Origin of the sequence: Lentibacter sp., from assembly GCF_029254145.1 — a bacterium.
GTDB lineage: Bacteria > Pseudomonadota > Alphaproteobacteria > Rhodobacterales > Rhodobacteraceae > Lentibacter.
Window position 1 is genome coordinate 1 of record NZ_JAQWYD010000022.1, and the last position, 18,350, is coordinate 18,350.

At 57.3% G+C, this 18,350-nt stretch carries 18 protein-coding genes and 1 pseudogene; 8 read left to right on the forward strand and 11 right to left on the reverse strand.

The window, feature by feature from the left end; genetic code table 11:
* Window positions 1-171: 171 nt before the first annotated feature.
* The 3 genes from rpsI to P8O11_RS02535 all read right to left on the reverse strand — a co-directional run bounded on the left by rpsI (window position 172) and on the right by P8O11_RS02535 (window position 1,714).
* A complete protein-coding gene (gene rpsI / locus P8O11_RS02525) occupies window positions 172-663 on the reverse strand; it encodes a 30S ribosomal protein S9 (RefSeq protein ID WP_274961036.1) in 492 nt (163 codons plus the stop codon).
* Window positions 664-668: 5 nt separating this feature from the next.
* Window positions 669-1,127 carry a 50S ribosomal protein L13 gene (gene rplM / locus P8O11_RS02530; protein ID WP_089891299.1) on the reverse strand — a complete coding sequence of 153 codons (459 nt, stop codon included), beginning with the start codon at window positions 1,125-1,127 and terminating at the stop codon, window positions 669-671.
* Between the two features lie 167 nt (window positions 1,128-1,294).
* Window positions 1,295-1,714 carry a PaaI family thioesterase gene (locus tag P8O11_RS02535; RefSeq protein WP_300291313.1) on the reverse strand — a complete coding sequence of 140 codons (420 nt, stop codon included), beginning with the start codon at window positions 1,712-1,714 and terminating at the stop codon, window positions 1,295-1,297.
* A 56-nt stretch (window positions 1,715-1,770) separates the two neighbouring features.
* Here P8O11_RS02535 and P8O11_RS02540 point away from each other — a divergent pair, with 56 nt between their 5' ends.
* Window positions 1,771-2,550, forward strand: coding sequence for an enoyl-CoA hydratase (locus tag P8O11_RS02540; protein WP_300291315.1), 780 nt, complete (start codon window positions 1,771-1,773; stop codon window positions 2,548-2,550).
* Window positions 2,551-2,555: 5 nt separating this feature from the next.
* Here P8O11_RS02540 and purU read toward each other — a convergent pair whose 3' ends face one another.
* On the reverse strand, window positions 2,556-3,440 hold the full coding sequence (purU, locus tag P8O11_RS02545; RefSeq protein WP_300291317.1) for a formyltetrahydrofolate deformylase: 885 nt from the start codon (window positions 3,438-3,440) through the stop codon (window positions 2,556-2,558).
* Window positions 3,441-3,892: 452 nt separating this feature from the next.
* On the opposite strand from purU, the pseudogene P8O11_RS02550 reads away from it, so the two are divergent.
* The 4 genes and pseudogenes from P8O11_RS02550 to gluQRS all read left to right on the forward strand — a co-directional run bounded on the left by P8O11_RS02550 (window position 3,893) and on the right by gluQRS (window position 8,017).
* Window positions 3,893-5,146, forward strand: a pseudogene (locus tag P8O11_RS02550) (cytochrome-c peroxidase).
* 39 nt (window positions 5,147-5,185) lie between these two features.
* On the forward strand, window positions 5,186-6,529 hold the full coding sequence (trmFO, locus tag P8O11_RS02555; protein ID WP_300291320.1) for a methylenetetrahydrofolate--tRNA-(uracil(54)-C(5))-methyltransferase (FADH(2)-oxidizing) TrmFO: 1,344 nt from the start codon (window positions 5,186-5,188) through the stop codon (window positions 6,527-6,529).
* 19 nt (window positions 6,530-6,548) lie between these two features.
* A complete protein-coding gene (locus P8O11_RS02560) occupies window positions 6,549-7,157 on the forward strand; it encodes a class I SAM-dependent methyltransferase (protein WP_300291322.1) in 609 nt (202 codons plus the stop codon).
* A complete protein-coding gene (gluQRS, locus tag P8O11_RS02565) occupies window positions 7,154-8,017 on the forward strand; it encodes a tRNA glutamyl-Q(34) synthetase GluQRS (protein ID WP_300291324.1) in 864 nt (287 codons plus the stop codon). The genes P8O11_RS02560 and gluQRS overlap by 4 nt, the downstream gene beginning before the upstream one ends.
* On the opposite strand, the gene hisI is transcribed toward gluQRS, so the two are convergent.
* Complete coding sequence (gene hisI, locus P8O11_RS02570; protein ID WP_300291326.1) at window positions 8,014-8,376, reverse strand: phosphoribosyl-AMP cyclohydrolase; 363 nt, start codon at window positions 8,374-8,376, stop codon at window positions 8,014-8,016. The genes gluQRS and hisI overlap by 4 nt on opposite strands.
* A 62-nt stretch (window positions 8,377-8,438) precedes the next feature.
* Here hisI and P8O11_RS02575 point away from each other — a divergent pair, with 62 nt between their 5' ends.
* Complete coding sequence (locus P8O11_RS02575; RefSeq protein WP_300291328.1) at window positions 8,439-8,879, forward strand: iron-sulfur cluster assembly scaffold protein; 441 nt, start codon at window positions 8,439-8,441, stop codon at window positions 8,877-8,879.
* Between the two features lie 195 nt (window positions 8,880-9,074).
* Here P8O11_RS02575 and P8O11_RS02580 read toward each other — a convergent pair whose 3' ends face one another.
* The 5 genes from P8O11_RS02580 to P8O11_RS02600 form a co-directional block, all read right to left on the reverse strand.
* On the reverse strand, window positions 9,075-9,197 hold the full coding sequence (locus P8O11_RS02580; RefSeq protein ID WP_271437054.1) for a hypothetical protein: 123 nt from the start codon (window positions 9,195-9,197) through the stop codon (window positions 9,075-9,077).
* Window positions 9,198-9,310: 113 nt separating this feature from the next.
* Window positions 9,311-11,401, reverse strand: coding sequence for an ATP-dependent DNA helicase RecG (gene recG, locus P8O11_RS02585; protein WP_300291332.1), 2,091 nt, complete (start codon window positions 11,399-11,401; stop codon window positions 9,311-9,313).
* Window positions 11,398-13,515, reverse strand: coding sequence for an NAD-dependent DNA ligase LigA (gene ligA / locus P8O11_RS02590; protein WP_300291334.1), 2,118 nt, complete (start codon window positions 13,513-13,515; stop codon window positions 11,398-11,400). The genes recG and ligA overlap by 4 nt, the downstream gene beginning before the upstream one ends.
* Window positions 13,516-13,689: 174 nt before the next feature.
* Complete coding sequence (gene ctrA / locus P8O11_RS02595) at window positions 13,690-14,406, reverse strand: response regulator transcription factor CtrA (protein WP_300291336.1); 717 nt, start codon at window positions 14,404-14,406, stop codon at window positions 13,690-13,692.
* A gap of 95 nt (window positions 14,407-14,501) precedes the next feature.
* A complete protein-coding gene (locus tag P8O11_RS02600; RefSeq protein ID WP_367186821.1) occupies window positions 14,502-14,819 on the reverse strand; it encodes a DUF1153 domain-containing protein in 318 nt (105 codons plus the stop codon).
* An 82-nt stretch (window positions 14,820-14,901) separates the two neighbouring features.
* On the opposite strand from P8O11_RS02600, the gene mnmA reads away from it, so the two are divergent.
* Both mnmA and lexA read left to right on the forward strand, forming a co-directional pair.
* Window positions 14,902-16,056: a tRNA 2-thiouridine(34) synthase MnmA gene (mnmA, locus tag P8O11_RS02605; RefSeq protein ID WP_300291338.1), complete on the forward strand. Its 1,155-nt coding sequence runs from the start codon at window positions 14,902-14,904 to the stop codon at window positions 16,054-16,056.
* A 257-nt stretch (window positions 16,057-16,313) separates the two neighbouring features.
* The gene (lexA, locus tag P8O11_RS02610) at window positions 16,314-17,012 is read left to right on the forward strand and encodes a transcriptional repressor LexA (RefSeq protein WP_300291340.1); all 699 of its coding nucleotides are present in this window, start codon (window positions 16,314-16,316) and stop codon (window positions 17,010-17,012) included.
* On the opposite strand, the gene P8O11_RS02615 is transcribed toward lexA, so the two are convergent.
* Window positions 17,006-18,319, reverse strand: coding sequence for a ComEC/Rec2 family competence protein (locus P8O11_RS02615; RefSeq protein ID WP_367186822.1), 1,314 nt, complete (start codon window positions 18,317-18,319; stop codon window positions 17,006-17,008). The genes lexA and P8O11_RS02615 overlap by 7 nt on opposite strands.
* Window positions 18,320-18,350: the final 31 nt, after the last annotated feature.

The following is an 18,350-nucleotide window of genomic DNA, read 5'->3' on the forward strand; positions in this document are numbered from 1 at the left end:
TAAAACGCCAACAGCGCACTCCAATAGCAACCTAAAACGCTACAGATATGCTAAAATCACTAAACCATAACGTCAACACACACAGCGTCTGCTACAATTCTGCTACGCACAAAAAAAGGGCTGCGAAATACGCAACCCTTTGTTTTATATGGTAAATTCGAAGGTTCGAACTTAGCGCTTTGAGAACTGGAAGCTACGACGCGCCTTGCGCTTACCGTATTTCTTACGTTCTACAACACGGCTGTCGCGCGTGAGGAAGCCAGCAGCTTTCAGAGCGCCGCGCAGGCTGGGATCATAAAGCTGGAGCGCTTTAGAAACACCGTGCTTCACAGCACCCGCTTGGCCCGAAAGACCGCCGCCTTTTACCGTTGCAACCACGTCGAACTGGTCTTCCACGCCTGCAACCTGAAATGGCTGTCGCAGGATCATTTGCAGCACGGGGCGTGCAAAATACGTGTTCAGTTCTTTGCCGTTCACAACAACCTTGCCAGAGCCTGGTTTGATCCAGACACGAGCAACAGCGTCTTTACGCTTGCCTGTAGCATAAGCGCGGCCGAGTGCGTCACGCACGGGCTCACGAGGTTCTGCCACAACAGCAGTTGCGGGGGCTGCGTCGCCAGATACGGCGCTCAGCTCTTCGAGTGAGTTCACTTGATCAGCCATGTCGCTCAGCTCCGTGTGTTTTTCTTGTTCATTGATTTTACATCAAGAACGGTTGGGTTTTGCGCTTCGTGGCCGTGCTCTGTGCCTGCATATACGCGCAGATTTGTCATCTGCTTGCGGCTCAGAGGACCACCTGGAAGCATGCGCTGAACCGCTTTGGTCACAACGCGCTCTGGGTATGCGCCTTCAAGGATCTGCTGCTTTGTGCGGCTCTTTATCCCGCCTGGGTGGCCAGTGTGCCAGTAGAAGTGCTCTTCGCGCTTCTTGCCTGTCAGCTGGATTTTTTCAGCATTGATGACAATCACGTTGTCGCCCATGTCCATATGGGGTGTGAACGAAGGCTTGTGCTTGCCGCGCAGGCGCATCGCAATGATCGAAGCAAGACGGCCAAGAACAACGCCTTCAGCGTCGATGATGATCCATTTCTTGTCGATATCTGCGGGTGTCGCAGTAAAGGTTTTCATGTTTGAAATCCTGATAATCGGGTTGGGCAAAGAGAAAACCGCTCTCTGCTTGCGGGATGCGCGGTTTATAACTCGCCCTCGCGCACAGTCAACCGTACAAAATTCTAATTATACCTTTAAAATCAGATACTTGCAAAATAGGTATTATTTTACCCCAAGCAAGGACCCTATTTTGGTGGAATAGAATAGGTCATCGTCGAACGGGCAACAGGCTTTTCTTCGCCCACTGAATACAGCAATACATCCCCCACAGCCAAAACCCGCCCTAGTTTCAGGAGCGTACATTTGGCAAGCAAGTCCCGCCCCGCAACAGGCTTGCGCATGAAATCAAGGCTACAGCTTGTCGTCACAGCCAGTGCCTTCTTGCCAATCATTGCGAGAACTGTGGCATATACAGCCACATCCGCCAGCATGAACATTGTCGGTCCAGAGACAGTCCCGCCCGGGCGCAGGTGCTTTTCAGAAATGGGGATGCGGATCTCACTGTACATTTCTTCGACATGCTCAACGACAAACTCGCCTGCCACTTGCGGAAACACCTCATCCAGAAACGCCTGCAGCGCATCCTTCTCCAGTTCCAAAGCCATCTTTACCTCCCGTTCAGTTGCGCATTAGACTGCCTATAGGATTTGGGGAGAGCAAGATGAACCTTCTGGAACGTAACGACACAAACGCAGTGGCCCATCTCAGGATGAATGCGCCGGAGCGGCTCAATGCGCTGTCCGAGGAAATGCTGACAGCCCTTCAGGCCGAGCTTGATGCGCTCAAAGAAGACCGCTCCATTCGTGCCGTGGTTCTTTCAGGGGCTGGCAAAGCCTTTTGCGCGGGTCATGATCTCAAACAAATGACAGCAGGTCGCCAAGCTGAAGATGGCGGCAAAGCCTACTTTAATGATCTATTCGCCCGATGCGCCCGCATGATGCTCAGCATTCGCGCCCTGCCACAGCCTGTCATTGCCGCCCCTCACGGGATAGCAACAGCCGCAGGCTGCCAGCTTGTTGCCACATGTGACATGGCCATCGCCCAGTCTGGCACGCGCTTCGGCGTTAATGGCGTCAACATCGGCCTCTTCTGCTCTACACCGATGGTCGCGCTCAGCCGCAACATAGGCCGCAAACAGGCCTTTGAGATGCTCACAACCGGCAGCTTCATTGAGGCGGAACGCGCAGCAGAGCTGGGCCTTATCAACCGTGTTTCAGAAGATGCTGTCGTCGATGCACTTGCCCTTGCAGAAACAGTCGCCAGCAAGCTCGCCGCCGCCGTCAAGATCGGCAAGGAAGGCTTTTATAAACAGGCCGAGATGAGCCTCGAAGAGGCCTACGCTTATACTGGTGCGGCGATGGCCGAAAATATGCTCTTTCGCGACACCGAAGAAGGCATCAGCGCCTTTCTGGAAAAGCGCACGCCCACATGGGAGCAATGAGCGGCTCAGCCCATCCGCTCTGATGCATAAGAGCCGGGCGAGGCTGGGAAGACCGCTGTCTTGTTCCCGTTGAGAAACACGCGGCGATGAATATGCGCATGGATCGCGCGCGTAAGGACCTGACTTTCGACATCGCGCCCGAGGGCGACATAATCGTTGGAGGATTGCGCATGTGTCACGCGCACAATGTCCTGCTCGATAATGGGCCCTTCGTCCAAATCCGCTGTCACATAATGTGACGTTGCCCCAATGAGTTTCACACCGCGCTGAAACGCTTGTTTATAAGGGTTCGCGCCCTTGAAGCTTGGCAAAAACGAGTGGTGGATGTTGATAATTCGCCCAGACATTTTCTGACACATCTCATCGGAGAGAATCTGCATGTAGCGCGCAAGGACGATCAGCTCGGCGCCCGCCTCTTCCACCACAGCCATAATACGCGCCTCCGCCTCTGGCTTATTGGCTGGCGTCACCTTGATGCAGTGAAACGGAATATCGTTGTTCACAACAACCTTCTGATAATCCATGTGGTTAGAGATCACCCCGACAATATCAATCGGTAGCGCGCCAATCCGTGAGCGGTACATCAAATCATTCAAACAATGCCCAAAGCGCGACACCATGATGATCACCTTCATCTTCACCGTCTCGTCGTGAAACTCATAGCTCATCCCAAAAGGCTCGGCGGTCTTGGCAAAACTGGCCTGCATGTCCTCCAGCACCACAGCCGCATCGCTCTCAAAGCTGATCCGAATAAAGAAATTACCCGTCTCTTTGTCGTCAAACTGGGCGCTGTCGGTGATATTGCAGCCGCCATCCGCAAGATAATTGGCAATCGCGGCCACGATTCCACGTGTTGATTGGCACGTCACGGTGAGGGCGTATTTGGTCATGGTCTTCCTGTAAAAGTAAGGGCGGGCTTCACCGCCACATCTCCCCACAGCACACGGCCCGTCAAGCGGTGAGACGCTTCTGAAGCTCTGTTTATGGTCCGGATCTGCTCGCGATCGGCCCGAGCGTTTCCGATAATGCACAGTGCCTCATTTTTGCTCACACTTACGGCCTTGGTAAGCCAGTCAATTCACCGCAGTTCCCGTCGGCGCAACTCTGGTGTAAGGCTTTCACAGTCTCGAGTGCCGCTGGCTTTTTATTTTTTGTGTGACCAATGCCCAAATTTTACCGTTTTTGCCATAATCTTGCCACATTTAGGGTGCATTTAAGAAATGAACCGCAGCAGCGGGTGGCTCAGCCCTCCAAGGATCGCCCCCATCTGACTGCGATGAACCTCAAGTGGGTCACCGCCTGCGTCATGTCCCTCCAGGCCACACTCTCTCTGGCCGCAGATATGCCCCCGGTGACCCACTCGGACTTCCCCCAAGATGATATTGAGCAGGTGCTCCTCGGGCGGGATCTCTTCTTTGATCCCCTGTTGTCAGGCAATCGCAACATTTCCTGCGCAAGTTGTCATCACGGGGTGCTTGGTTCTGCTGATGCGGTTGCGCTCTCTGTGGCTGAAGGCGGCAGAGGTCTTGGCAAGCGCCGCCGCGGCACAGCGGACGCCCCCGCCGAACGTCACATCCCACGCAACGCCCCGGCAATCTTCAATCTCGGCGCAAACGATTTCACCACGCTTTTCCACGATGGCCGCGTAGCGCTTGATCCCGATGCCCCCTTCGGCATCCGGATGCCCGAAGGCAATGCGCTTTAGCGCCCCGCCACGAGCCTTTTGTCTGCCCAAGCCCTTCTGCCGATTCTCAGCCATGAGGAAATGGCGGGCACAGACGGCGAAAACGATATCGCCACCGCCGTTTCTGCGGGCCAAATTCGTGGTGCTGACGGTGCATGGGCCAAGATCGCCGCACGCGTAGAGGCTGTCCCAGAATATCGCGCGCGTTTCACAGCGCTCACCCAAAGCGCCGCGCCCCTGCATATCTCAGAGATCGGAAACGCCATAGGCGCCTTCCTCGCCTTTGAATTTCGCGCCGATGAAAGCCCCTTTGACGCCTATCTTCGCGGCGAGGCAAATGCGCTCACAGCGCCTCAAGCCCGCGGCATGGCGCTCTTTTATGGCAAAGCCACCTGTTCAAGCTGTCACGCGGGCCACTTTCAGACCGACAACAGCTTTCACGCCATCGGCATTCCCCAGATCGGCCCCGGTAAGGACCATGAAACACTCGCCGACCATGGCCGCAGCGCCATCACTGGCGATAAAAAAGATGAGTACTGCTTCCGCACCCCAAGCCTGCGCAATGTCGCGCTGACGGCCCCCTATGGACACTCGGGCGCCTACGCAAGCCTTGAGGCCGTGGTGCGCCATCACCTTGCGCCGCGCGAAAGCCTCATGGCATTTGATCCGAGCACAGTCCCCCTGCCCGCGCTTGCAGGCTATGGCGCAGTAACGCCGCAAATGGCTTCGCCCGCAGAGCTTGAGCGCATCAAAGCCGCGATCACGCTCGACATCCCGCCGCTCGGTGAAGCCGAAGTGAGTGACATCATCTCCTTTCTTCACGCCCTGACAGACCCCAGCAGCATCGGCGGCAAGCTCGGCGCGCCCGCGTCTGTGCCCTCTGGCCTGCCTGTCGATTCCATTCTCGACTAAGCCCTTTTCAACGCGCCTCACTTGGCCTAAATGGCAGGCATGACAGAGAGATTACACATCATCGGCGGCGGACTCGCAGGCTCCGAAGCAGCATGGCAAGCCGCCCAAATGGGCGTGCCCGTCACCATCCATGAAATGCGCCCAAAGGTGGGCACATTTGCGCACCAGTCTGGCGATCTGGCTGAGATGGTCTGCTCCAATTCCTTCCGCTCGGACGACAGCGAGCAAAACGCAGTCGGCCTTCTGCACTGGGAGATGCGCGCCGCAGGCGGCATCATCATGGCCACAGCCGACAAGCACCGCCTCCCCGCAGGTGGCGCGCTGGCCGTGGATCGCGAGTCCTTCGCCGCGTCCGTCACAGCCGCGCTGAAAGCGCACCCGCTGATCGAAGTCTCCTATGAAGAAGTGACCGAGCTCCCCACCTCAGGCCACTGGATCATCGCAACTGGCCCGCTGACTTCGGACGCGCTCAGCGCCGCCATTGCCAAGGCCACAGGCGCAGATGCGCTCGCCTTCTTTGATGCCATCGCGCCCATCGTTTACACCGACAGCATCAATATGGATGTCGCGTGGATGCAGTCGCGCTATGACAAAGGCGAAAGCGAAGAAGAGCAAAAAGCCTATCTCAACTGCCCGATGGATGAGACCCAGTACAACGCCTTCATCGACGCGCTGCTTGCAGCCGATAAAACCGAGTTCCGCGAAGGCGAAACCGCAGGCTACTTTGACGGCTGCTTGCCAATCGAAGTTATGGCCGAGCGTGGCCGCGAAACGCTACGCTTTGGCCCGATGAAGCCCGTTGGCCTCACCAACCCCCACGCGCCCGACGTAAAAGCCCACGCGGTTGTGCAACTGCGCTATGACAATGCCCTTGGCACTCTGATGAATATGGTCGGCTTCCAAACCAAGATGAAATACGCTGCGCAAAAAGAAGTTTTCTCCATGATCCCCGGTCTGGAAGAGGCTAGCTTTGCCCGCCTTGGCGGCATTCACCGCAACTCCTTCATCAATTCGCCAACCCTGCTGGACAACCAGCTGCGCCTCAAATCGATGCCCCACATCCGCTTTGCAGGCCAGATCACTGGCGTTGAAGGCTATGTCGAAAGTGCGGGCATGGGCCTCCTTGCAGGGCGCCTCGCCGCCGCTGAAATGCTTGGCCAGAGCCTCGCTGCTCCCGCGCCCGAAACGGCCACAGGTGCGCTCGTCACTCACATCACTGGGGGCGCCGACGCCAAGACCTTCCAGCCCATGAATGTCAACTTTGGCCTCTTCCCGCTGGTCGAAGGCCTTAAGTCAGGCCGTCGTGGACGCAAAGACCGTTACCAAGCCTATACAGACCGCGCCAAGGCTCTCTGGAAAGACTGGCTAGACGCACAGGCATAAGCGTGCATAAACTTCGGCCATGACGGATCGATTTTTAGATAAGGCCTACGGCACAACCGGCGACACGCGTGATCTCTACGCTGCGTGGGCCAAATCCTATGATCAGGAGCTTGGTGAAGGCGGCTATGCCACTCCTGCCCGTTGCGCCGAAGCCCTTGCAAAACACAGCCGCGATCTCACAGCGCCCATCCTCGATTTTGGCTGTGGCACGGGCCTGTCTGGGCTGACTCTAAAGCTCGCTGGCTTTGAAGTCGTCGATGGCGTCGATGTCACGGCCGATATGCTCAGCGGCGCACGCGAGAAAAATCTTTATCGCAGCCTCGAACTGATTGAACCGAACACCCCCCTCAGCCACGTCGCAGGCACCTATGCCGCGATCACAGCCATAGGTGTGATCGGCACAGGCGCCGCGCCGATTTCGGTCTTTGATCTGATCATGAAGGGCCTTGTCTCTGGCGGCCTCACCGTCCTCAGCCTCAATGATCACGCTCTCGAAGAGCCTCTCTTTGAAGGCAAACTCAACGACTACATCGACTGCGGAGCCGCGCGCCTCCTGCACAAAGAATATGGGCCCCATATTCCAGGAATTAACCTGAACGCCAACGTCTACGTGCTTGAAAAAACGTGACATTCACAACGCGCTTCGCCCCCAGCCCGACAGGTCCTCTGCACCTGGGCCATGCCTACTCAGCGCTTCTCGCCTCCGATATGGCACGCGCTGGCGAAGGCCGCTTCCTCTTGCGCATCGAGGATATCGACAGCTCCCGCGCCCGCCCCGAATGGGAAGACGGGATCTACGATGATCTCGCATGGCTCGGCCTCACATGGGAGACGCCTGTGATGCGCCAATCGGAGCGCATCCCAGCCTACCGCGCCGCCCTCACGCGCCTCTGGGCACTTGGGTTGCTTTACCCCTGCACCTGCTCACGCCGCGATATTGTCGCAGCCGCCGAAGCGCCCCAAGAAGGCGTCCCGCCGGCCTTTGGGCCCGATGGTCTCATCTATCCAGGCACCTGCCGCCAAATACCAAACCCGGCCTCGCCTCTGCCAAACGCGGTCTTGCGCCTCAACATGGCCCGCGCATTGCGCAAGCTCCCAGATCCGCTCAATTTCACAGAAACGGGCGCAAGCCCTGTTGGCGAAACAGGCCAGATCATCCTGTCACACGCCATGCTGCGCGAGGATGTTGGCGATGTTGTCCTCGCCCGCGCCGAAATGGGCGCCTCTTATCACCTCTCGGTCGCAGTCGACGACGCAGCCCAAGGCGTCACGCGGGTGACGCGCGGCCAGGACCTCTTCACCGCAACCTATATCCACGTGGTGCTGCAAAAGCTGCTCGGCCTGCGGACACCCACCTATCATCACCACAGCCTCATTCGTGACGAAACAGGCAAGCGCCTTGCCAAGCGCGACGACGCCCGCGCTATTCGTCTTTACCGTGATGAAGGCAAAACGCCTGCCGATATCCGCGCCATGGTCGGGCTTTAGCCCTCCATTGGCCCCATCAGTTCACGCTCCTCGCCATCCCTCACAGAGGTGTAAAAGCATGTGCGCCTGTTCGTGTGGCAGGCAGGGCCAACCTGACGGATGATCATCAAAAGCGCATCGCGGTCACAATCCACGCGAAAGTCGACAAGTTCTTGTGTGTGTCCGCTGGTTTCGCCCTTGATCCAGAACTCTTTTCTTGAACGGGACCAATAGGTTACGCGTCGCGTCTCTAGCGTCTTTTCAACCGCTTCAGCGTTCATCCAAGCCATCATCAAGACCTCGCCACTGGCCTCATCCTGCGCGATCACAGGAATAAGCCCCTGCGCATTATACGTGAGTGACTGTGCATCAAAGCGCATGATCTGTCCTTTTCTTGGCCCGCCAACATGGCTATGTATGCCAAGTTAGCGGGGAAAATACCATGAGCAATGACACCGATCTGATCAAACTCTACTCTGCCCGCATTCTGGCGCTCGCAGCTGATATGCCTGGTCTTGAGCGGCTCAGCGCCCCGTCCGGGATAGCTCACCGCCGTGCGCCGCTTTGTGGCTCTAACATAACTGTCGATGTTACGCTCGAGGGCGGCAAAATCACAGGTTTTGGTCAAGATGTGAAAGCCTGCGCCCTCGGCCAAGCCGCCGCTTCTGTGGTCGCAGCAAATGCCATAGGTTGCACTCGCGCAGAGATCCAGACGGCGCATGACCAGCTCCTCGCCATGTTGCGCAGCGAAGGCCAAGCCCCCGATGCGCCCTTTGACGAGCTCAAAGTCTTGCTCCCCGCGCGCGACTATAAAAACCGTCACGCCTCGATCATGCTCTGCCTTGACGCAACGCTCGACGCGATCGACGCCGCAGCCGTCTAAACCCACCACAACTCACCAGCTGCATAAAAAAACCGCCGCTCTCTTTTTAGAGGCGGCGGATCAAGTGCGTATGCTTGCAAGCTGGCGACGAAAAAGAAAGGCAGGACTAATTCGTTGGAACGGCAGTTTGACTCTCGGCGCGCGATTGGGACAGTGCGCGCCAGAATTTCGCAAAGCATACGAGGCAGAAATCTGTTACATCAGGTTCGGAAGATGAAGAGCAACCACAAGCATCGCCATCAAAGACACAGCCCCAAGTGCATCCGCAAGCAGGCTGGAGTGTGAGCGGGCAATCACGTCTTTGACATCTTTGATCATCGGGAGGCTCCTGTTAAGGGTTTGTTCTCTTTGTTGCCTATTTGTTCTCATTTAATTCAGGTTCTGTAAAGAACTTTTTGAGAACATTTACGAAAAATATGAGAACAAACAGCCTAACCCACTGATATCAAACGGATAGCCTGATCTTGCTCCATCAGCCATAAAAGCGCCCGCGCCGCCTGCCCGCGCGGTGTTTTAAGTGTCGGGTCATCATTCAGCAGCTTGCGCGCATCGCTCTGGGCCACTTTCATGAGCGCGCTCTGGCTTTCCATATCTGCCACTCGAAACCGCGGCATGCCCGATTGTGCCGTGCCAATCAAGTCGCCCGCACCGCGCATTTCAAGGTCCACCTCAGCAATCTTGAAGCCGTCTTCCGTGTCACGCAAGGTCGTCAGACGCCGCTCTGCCCCCTCATTCATGGGCGCGCGATACATCAAAAGACAGGTCGAGGCCCCGCTTCCGCGCCCGACACGTCCGCGCAGCTGATGCAACTGCGACAGCCCAAAGCTCTCTGCACGCTCGATCACCATAATCGTCGCATTGGGGACATCCACCCCCACTTCAATCACCGTGGTCGCAACCAAAACACTCAGCGCGCCCTGCTGAAATGCGGCCATGGCGGCGTCCTTCTCCTCGGGCCGCATCTGCCCGTGTACCAGCCCGACAACACCCTCCCCAAGCCGTGCGCGCAGCGCCTTGAAGCGCTCATCAGCTGCGGCAAGATCCACACTCTCGCTCTCCTCCACCAAGGGACAGACCCAATAGGCCTGTTTCCCCTCCGCCACAGCGCCCTTAAGGTGCTCAATCACCTCATCCATACGCTGCGTGTTGATGAGAGCAGTCTTGATCGGCTGCCGACCAGCTGGCTTCTCATCAAGCACCGAAACATCCATATCGCCATATTGCGCCAACGCGAGGCTGCGCGGGATCGGCGTCGCAGTCATCACAAGCACATCTGCGCTCACCCCCTTCTTGCCCAGCTCCAGCCGCTGACGTACGCCAAACCGGTGCTGTTCATCCACAATCGCCAGCCGCAGATCGGCAAAATGCACGTCCTTTTGAAAGACAGCATGGGTTCCAACAAGAATGTTGATCTCGCCACTGGCCAGCGCCGCCAATTTCTCGGCCCGTGCGCGCCCTTTGTCCCGCCCTGTCAGAAGCTCCAGCCGGACACCCGCCGCCGCCGCCAAGGGCTGCAAGCCCTGCAAATGCTGCCGCGCCAAAATCTCGGTGGGCGCCATCATAACACCCTGCCCGCCCGCCTCGACAGCGACAAGCAAAGCCATCAAGGCCACAAGCGTTTTGCCCGCCCCCACATCCCCCTGCAACAAGCGGTTCATCCGTGCAGGCTGCGCCATATCCTTTGCAATCTCGCTCACCGCGCGACTCTGCGCACCCGTTGGCTCAAATGGAAGACTTTTCAAGACCTTAGCGCGCAGCGCGCCATCGCCCGTGCTCACCCGCCCCTTGCCCTTGCGGCGGTTCATCCGTGCCAAGGCCAGGGTAAGCTGATGCGCAAAAAATTCGTCATACGCCAAACGCTCCCGCGCAGGAGCCGTCGCAGTCAAATCTGCAAGACATGTCGGCGCATGTGCCGCCTGTGCTGAGGCCGCCCAAGTGGACCAGCCCGCTTGGCGCAGTTGTTCGGCGTCCGCCCACTCATCGAGCTCGGGCATCCGCGCCAAGGCAGCCCGCGTCGCCTTATACATCACCTTCTGGCTCACCCCTGCAGTGAGAGGATAGATAGGCTCAAATAACGGCAGATCCCCCGCCTCATCCAACGGCAGGATATGATCCGGGTGGGTCATTTGAATGACACTGTCAAACATCTCCAGCTTGCCCGAAACGACACGCCGCCCACCGACAGGTAGTATCTTCTGCAAATACTCCCCGCGCGCATGAAAGAACACGAGCTCAAATGTCGTCTCCCGATCCTCCACCTGCACCCGCGTTGGCCGTCCCCGTGCCCGCGCTGGATGATGCTGTATCACCTCGACCTCAACAGTCGCCACCGTTGGAAAATCAAGCCCCAGAACACTGGGCCGCACCGCGCGATCAATGCCACTGTACGGCAGCGTAAAAATCAGATCGCGCGGCTTTAGAACATGCAATTGCTCCAGAAGCGCAGCTGTCTTGGGGCCCACGCCCTCCAGCGTCTCAAGACCCGCAAACAGCGGAAAAAGCGCTGTCGGCCGTCCGCTCATAGCCCCGCCACCAGCGCAATCCAGCCGTCTTCATCTATCGTCTCAATTCCAAGCTCTGCCGCCTTTTTGGCCTTACTTCCCGCTCCGGGCCCCGCGATCAGCAAATCAGTCTTCGCCGAAACACTCCCCGCAACCTTTGCACCAAGGCTTTCAGCACGGGCTTTCGCCTCCGCGCGCGTCATTTTTTCAAGCGTACCCGTAAAGACAAGCGTCTTGCCTGCGACAGGGCTGTCATTCGCCACAGCCTCCGCATCCTCAATCTCAAGCTCGCCCACAAGCCGCTCAATGCTCTCGCGCTCGTGCTCCTGCGCAAAAGCCATGACCAGCGCACGCGCCATTACCTCACCAACACCATCAATACTCAAGAGCTCGGCCCAAGCTGCGCCGCTTTCGTCTTCGGCGGCGCGCACCGCGCTCACAAAGGCCTCCCAACTGAGGTAATAATTGGCAAAAAGCTTGCCCGCCTGCTCGCCAACATGACGAATGCCAAGAGCAAACAGCAGCCGTGCAAAGCCGATCTTGCGCTTCTCTTCAATCGCCTCAAACAGCTTTTCCGCAGAGCGTGCGCCCCAGCCTTCACGGTTCTTCAGCTTGGTCAGATTGGCCCCGTCCCGCGCCGCCAGCGTGAAAATGTCAGCAGGCTCGCGAATTGGGAGCTGATCATCGTGATAAAACATCTCGATCTGTTTTGCGCCCAGCCCGTCAATATCAAACGCCTTTCGGGACACAAAATGTTTCAACTTTTCAACAGCTTGCGCAGGACAAATCAGCCCACCTGTGCAGCGGCGCACCGCATCGCCCTCCTCGCGCACGGCCTCAGACCCACACTCGGGGCAAACATCTGGAAAAGCGTATGGCTGCGCACCCTCCGGGCGCTGGCTCAGATCCACATCCGCGATCTTGGGGATCACATCGCCCGCGCGATAAACCTGCACCAAGTCACCCACACGAATATCCTTACCGCCGCGAATGCCCTCGCCCTTGTTGTCGCGCCCCTGGATGTAATCCTCATTGTGCAACGTTGCGTTCGACACAACAACGCCCCCAACCGTCACAGGCACAAGCCGCGCTACAGGGCTCAGTGCGCCCGTGCGTCCAACCTGAATATCGATACCTTCAAGTCTGGTCCAAGCCAGCTCCGCAGCAAACTTATGGGCAATCGCCCAACGCGGTGTTGTGCTGCGAAAGCCGAGGCGCGCCTGCAGCTCCAGATCGTTCACCTTGTAGACGACACCATCAATATCATAAGGCAGATCCGCACGTGCCGCGCCGATCATGTCGTAATGCGCCACAAGCTCTTTGGCCCCCGCGCAAAGCGCTGTCAGCGGGTTGGTCTCAAAGCCAAGCGCCGCAAGGCGCAAAATCGCCTCCATTTGGGTCTCTGCCAAAGGCTGCGAAAGCGCGCCCCAAGCATAGGCAAAAAAAGCAAGTGGGCGTTGCCGTGTGATTTCCGGATCAAGCTGGCGCAGAGACCCCGCCGCAGCATTGCGCGGATTGGCAAAGCTCTTGGCCCCGCGCGCCTCCTGCGCCGCATTAAGCGCCGCAAAATCATCGTGGCGCATATACACCTCGCCACGCACTTCCAAAATATCTGGCGCAAAGGAAAGCTGATGCGGAATGCTCGCAATCGTGCGCGCATTTGCAGTGACATTTTCGCCTGTCGCCCCGTCGCCGCGCGTTGCTGCCTGCACGAGCTGGCCGTTTTCATACCGCAAAGACAAGCTCAAACCGTCAATCTTGGGCTCCGCGGTAAAGCTTAGGCTGGCCTCGGGAACCCCCAGAAACTTGGCCGTTCGCGCGACAAAATCGTTAACATCCGCGTCTTCAAAAGCATTGCCCAGCGAAAGCATCGCCTGCGCATGCGTCACTTTGGAAAACCCGTCAGACGGTGCAGCACCGACTTTCTCGCTCGGGCTGTCCGCGCGCTTCAACTCGGGAAAACGCGTTTCAATCGCAGCGTTACGCTGTTTCAGGCGGTCATACTCGGAATCGGATATTTCTGGCGCATCCTCGGTGTGATACGCCGTGTTGGCCGCAGCCAACGCCTCGGCCAGCCGCGCAAGCTCGTCCCGCGCTGCGGCCTCGGTCAAAGTGTTAACGTCCTGCTCTGCCACACGCGCCCCCAAGTCTCTTGCTTTGTCGCTGCTTACATGCCCCAAGTTTGCCCGTTGTGCCAGTGCGCGGCAACACAGAAAAAAACAGACAAGCACACGTCGTAAACAGCCGCCCAAACTGAAAAAGGCGCAGTGGAAAACACTGCGCCAGTCAGGAGAAACTGTCTCTAAAGCTTATGCGCCAAGCGCGATCGGTGTGCCATCCAAGGCTTCTGGCTGTGGATCACGCAAAACATAGCCACGGCCCCAGACCGTCTCGATGTAGTTCGCACCATCCGTGGCATTCGCCAGCTTTTTGCGCAACTTACAGATAAATACGTCAATAATCTTGAGTTCAGGCTCATCCATCCCGCCGTACAGGTGATTGAGGAACATCTCTTTTGTCAGCGTGGTGCCCTTGCGCAGCGAAAGCAGCTCAAGCATTTGATACTCTTTGCCCGTCAGGTGCACAGGTTTGTTGCCTGCTTCAACGGTCTTGGCGTCCAGGTTGACCAAAATCTCACCCGTTTTAGTCACAGACTGAGAATGCCCTTTCGAGCGACGAATAATGGCATGGATTCGCGCCACAAGCTCTTCACGGTGAAATGGCTTGGTCAGATAATCATCCGCCCCGAAGCCAAAGCCTTTGATCTTGTTTTCAGTGTCGTCCGAACACGACAAAATCAGGATCGGCGTGTCGACTTTGGCAAGGCGCAGCTGGCGCAGCACCTCGTGCCCGTTCATATCGGGCAGCCCCAAATCAAGCAAAATAAGGTCACAATCATAAAGTTTCGCAAGATCGATCCCCTCCTCGCCCATGTCTGTTGTGTAGACATTAAGGTTGGCGTGGGTCAGCATCATTTCGATACTTTTGCTGGTCGTCGGATCGTCTTCAACGAGAAGGACGCGCATATTAATTTCTCCGCAGTTATTCTTTCATTGAGCTTAAACCTGACCAAAATTGGTTAACCTCTGGTTACCATAGCAAAAAAAAGACAGCAAACAACCTAAGAGTGTTTCGCCGACCGCAACTGTGTGACCTTTAAGCCCGCATCCCCGTAGGCGCGGACAGCGTGTACCCATTCAAAAAACTCTTCTTCGCTTACGTCATAGATGCTCATCGCTTCGGCCTGCGTCATAAGCCCGTAAAGAACCGCCCTGACAACAAGCGCTTTGCGCGATGCAACCCAGCGTTGCGTTTTTGCGGGTGGCAAGTCTGCGCGGGTCATCACCTTCCCGTCAGGGAGACGAACAGCCCTTGGACCATCGACTTTCTTGAGATATATGGCATAAACCTTCTTTGTGTCATGGCCAAACTCGGTCAAAGCGCTTAAAGAGGCATGAAGCCAACACCCAAAAAAACATAGAATTTTCCTCATGTTTTCAGAGAAGTTTTCGGAGCCACCCATGTCTGTCGCATCCCATCCTGCGCCCCAAACGAAGCTTAACTCTCTTGGCTTTGCCAAACCCGAGAGTGAAACACGGGTTGTTGTGGCAATGTCAGGCGGCGTTGATAGCTCTGTTGTCGCAGCTATGTTGGCCGAAGAGGGCTATGACGTGATCGGCGTCACGCTTCAGCTCTATGATCACGGCGCAGCTCTGGCCAAGTCGGGCGCTTGCTGTGCAGGTATCGACATCCACGACGCGCGCCGCGTTGCCGAAGAGATGGGCTTCCCGCATTATGTCCTCGATTATGAGAACATTTTTAAAGATGCCGTTATTGATGAATTTGCGGACAGCTATCTTGGGGGTGCAACGCCCGTGCCCTGCATACGCTGCAACGAACGGGTGAAATTCAAAGACCTGCTCGCCACAGCCCGCGATCTTGATGCCGACTGTATGGCCACTGGCCACTACATTCAGCGCATGATGGGCACACAAGGCCCCGAGCTGCACTCCGCCGCCGATGCCAATCGCGACCAAAGCTATTTCCTCTTCTCAACAACGCCAGAGCAGCTTGAGTATCTGCGCTTCCCGTTGGGTCACCTCCCCTCCAAAGACGCAACCCGCGCTTTGGCCGAGAAATACGGCCTCAAAGTCGCCAACAAGCCCGACAGCCAGGACATCTGCTTTGTGCCAAATGGTGATTATGCCGCCGTGATCGAAAAACTGCGCCCTGGTGCGGCCGAGCCTGGCGAAATCGTCGACATGAACGGCAACGTCCTTGGCGCGCACACAGGTGTCATTCACTACACAATCGGCCAGCGCCGCGGCCTTGGGATCGGCGGCCTGGCCGATCCACTCTATGTTGTAAAGCTTGATGTGGACAACAAACGCGTCGTCGTTGGCCCAAAAGAAGCCCTCGCAACGCGCATCGTGCCCCTCGCCGAAATCAACTGGCTGGGCGATGAACCATTCGAGGCCACACCTGAGCGCCGGATCGCCGTGCGGGTCCGCTCGACGCGCGCCCCCCGCGAAGCGATCCTGCGCGCCACTGACCCGAACACAGGCGAAGTCGAGCTTCTCACCCCAGAAGAAGGCGTCAGCCCCGGACAGGCCTGCGTCTTTTATGATCCCGAGGGCAGCCGTATCTATGGCGGCGGCTGGATCGTAAAGGGTTAAGCCCGCCTCACGGCAGCGCACGGCACGTTCAGTTAATTTCGCTTAACACTTCGCGTTTCAGGCGGTGCACGCATTGTGCACGGGGTGTGCACGCATATCACCCCCCTAGAATCAGCCGTTTTAGGCCTCATTAATATTGCGGGGCGCAGCTTTAAGGCTTTGGTGTTCTCGTTGTGCCGCTCAAAAACAGAACAGTTGACACAAAAAGAGAACATGAGTAGAACAAAAATAAGTTTAACTCATAAGAGGGCCAGCGGATGCTCACCAAGAAACAGCTCGATCTGCTCGATTTTATCAACAAAAGGGTGCAACGCGACGGCGTACCACCCAGCTTTGACGAGATGAAAGAGGCCCTTGATCTGCGCTCCAAGTCTGGCATCCACCGCCTCATCACAGCACTTGAAGAACGCGGCTTTATCCGCCGCCTTGCGCACCGTGCCCGCGCCATTGAGATTGTCAAACTCCCCGACAGCATGGCAGGCAAGTCAGGCGGCTTCACTCCTAAGGTGATTGAGGGCGACAGGCCCGATGGCCCTCGCCCCGCAAGCGCCATGTCCGTGGGCCATGTCTCTGCACAGGAAGTGCCTGTGATGGGTCGTATCGCGGCAGGTGTGCCCATCGCTGCAATTAGCGAAGTCTCCTACAACGTGGCCGTGCCCACCAGCATGATGCGCGACGGCGGAGAACACTACGCCCTTGAAGTCAAAGGCGACTCCATGATCGAGGCCGGCATCAATAATGGTGATGTTGTCGTCATCCGCGAAAGCCAGACAGCCGAAAACGGCGATATTGTCGTTGCGCTCATCGAAGATCAGGAAGCCACGCTCAAGCGCTTCTTCCGCCGTGGCAACGCGATCGCTTTGGAAGCCGCAAACCCGGCCTATGAAACGCGCGTCTTCCCTGAGGACCAAGTCAAAGTACAGGGCCGCCTTGTCGGGCTGATCCGCACTTACTGACGCTCCCACCGCGTATTCCAAAGTCTTCGGCCCGTGCTCTCGCGGGCCGTTTTCATTTTGAGCTCATCCCCCACAAAATAAAGCGCCACAGCGCCTGTCTCCCTGAGCCGCCTCTCATCAAAGACAAGACAAGGCAGTTCGCGCTCAAGCATACCAGCTACGACAAGGATGTGCCCCGCTGCGCAATCTGCCGCCACAACAGAAGCCTTTCCGCGGGCATGAAGAAGCGGATATGCCGCCACAGACGAAGCCTCCTCCCAGAGTTTTGCCGCCGCTTCCTGCGAGCGCATATCACCATCATTCTCTAGCCAGCCGCGCGCCACAAACCCACTGCCCGACTTGACACTGAGAACCCGTCCCGCCTCAGTCATCACCCCGACAAGCTTACCCGTATCTGAGATCAAGACATCAGGCCGTGTTGTCTGCGACCAAAACCCGGCAGCCACAAGCATCGGGAGAACACCAATTAGCCGGGCTGTCCCCCGCCAGAGGGCCACGCCCAATGCACCCAGCATCATCATAGCCAGAACATAAGGATCAGGCGCAACAACAGTGCCACGCGCACCGTCAAGTGCAGCAAAGAAGCCTGCAACGGTGAGGATCCACGAAATGCCAAGCTCCATAACAAAAAAGCCCAGCGTCGAGAGCCCAAGCCGCCAAAGCATTAGCGCAATCACCCCGGCAGGGATCACCACTGCGCCCATCAAGGGCACCGCCAGCAAATTGGCCAAAAGACCATAGTGCGCGAAGTGGTTAAAATGCGCTGCCGCGACAGGCGCCGTAGCCAAGCCCGCCACAAAGGACGTGACAAACAACGTAGAAAACGGGCGCAGCCATTTCGGGCCGAGAGATATATTGTGGTCCCGAAGGGCGGCAAACACAGCGACAAGCGCCGTTGTCGCGGCAAATGACATCTGAAACCCGGGGCCGAGCAGCGCCTCTGGCTGCCACAAAAGAACAATCAGCGCCGCCGTTGCAACGGAGCGCAAGCTGATCACACGGCGCTCGAAGAATACCGCTCCAAGTGCCACCATCGCCATAATGAAAGCACGCTCTGTCGCAACAGAGCCGCCCGAGAGGAGCAGATAGAAAAACGAAACCACAAGCGCGCCCAAGGCCGCTGTTTTTCGGATGGGGAGACGGTGGCGCAAGCTCGGACTGAGTACAAGCCCGTAGCGGATCGCCGCATAGATAAAGCCACTCAGTAGCCCCATATGCAGCCCCGAAATGACCAAAAGATGCGCCAGATTGGTGTGGCGTAGTGCGTCGACCGTCTCTTGTGACATGCCCGAGCGGTCCCCCGCCATAATTGCCGCGGCAAAAGCACCGTTTTCGCCT

Excerpts from the sequence above, each read along its gene's own strand:
- ctrA (WP_300291336.1), bottom strand. The coding sequence starts at position 14,406 with ATGCGCGTCCTTCTCGTTGAAGACGATCCGACGACCAGCAAAAGTATC.
- hisI (WP_300291326.1), bottom strand. The coding sequence starts at position 8,376 with ATGCGCTTTGATGCACAGTCACTCACGTATAATGCGCAGGGGCTTATT.
- P8O11_RS02615 (WP_367186822.1), bottom strand. The coding sequence starts at position 18,319 with ATGGCGGGGGACCGCTCGGGCATGTCACAAGAGACGGTCGACGCACTA.
- P8O11_RS02535 (WP_300291313.1), bottom strand. The coding sequence starts at position 1,714 with ATGGCTTTGGAACTGGAGAAGGATGCGCTGCAGGCGTTTCTGGATGAG.
- trmFO (WP_300291320.1), top strand. The coding sequence starts at position 5,186 with ATGACAGAGAGATTACACATCATCGGCGGCGGACTCGCAGGCTCCGAA.
- mnmA (WP_300291338.1), top strand. The coding sequence starts at position 14,902 with ATGTCTGTCGCATCCCATCCTGCGCCCCAAACGAAGCTTAACTCTCTT.
- rplM (WP_089891299.1), bottom strand. The coding sequence starts at position 1,127 with ATGAAAACCTTTACTGCGACACCCGCAGATATCGACAAGAAATGGATC.
- P8O11_RS02540 (WP_300291315.1), top strand. The coding sequence starts at position 1,771 with ATGAACCTTCTGGAACGTAACGACACAAACGCAGTGGCCCATCTCAGG.
- lexA (WP_300291340.1), top strand. The coding sequence starts at position 16,314 with ATGCTCACCAAGAAACAGCTCGATCTGCTCGATTTTATCAACAAAAGG.
- P8O11_RS02560 (WP_300291322.1), top strand. The coding sequence starts at position 6,549 with ATGACGGATCGATTTTTAGATAAGGCCTACGGCACAACCGGCGACACG.
- rpsI (WP_274961036.1), bottom strand. The coding sequence starts at position 663 with ATGGCTGATCAAGTGAACTCACTCGAAGAGCTGAGCGCCGTATCTGGC.
- purU (WP_300291317.1), bottom strand. The coding sequence starts at position 3,440 with ATGACCAAATACGCCCTCACCGTGACGTGCCAATCAACACGTGGAATC.
- recG (WP_300291332.1), bottom strand. The coding sequence starts at position 11,401 with ATGAGCGGACGGCCGACAGCGCTTTTTCCGCTGTTTGCGGGTCTTGAG.
- P8O11_RS02580 (WP_271437054.1), bottom strand. The coding sequence starts at position 9,197 with ATGATCAAAGATGTCAAAGACGTGATTGCCCGCTCACACTCCAGCCTG.
- P8O11_RS02575 (WP_300291328.1), top strand. The coding sequence starts at position 8,439 with ATGAGCAATGACACCGATCTGATCAAACTCTACTCTGCCCGCATTCTG.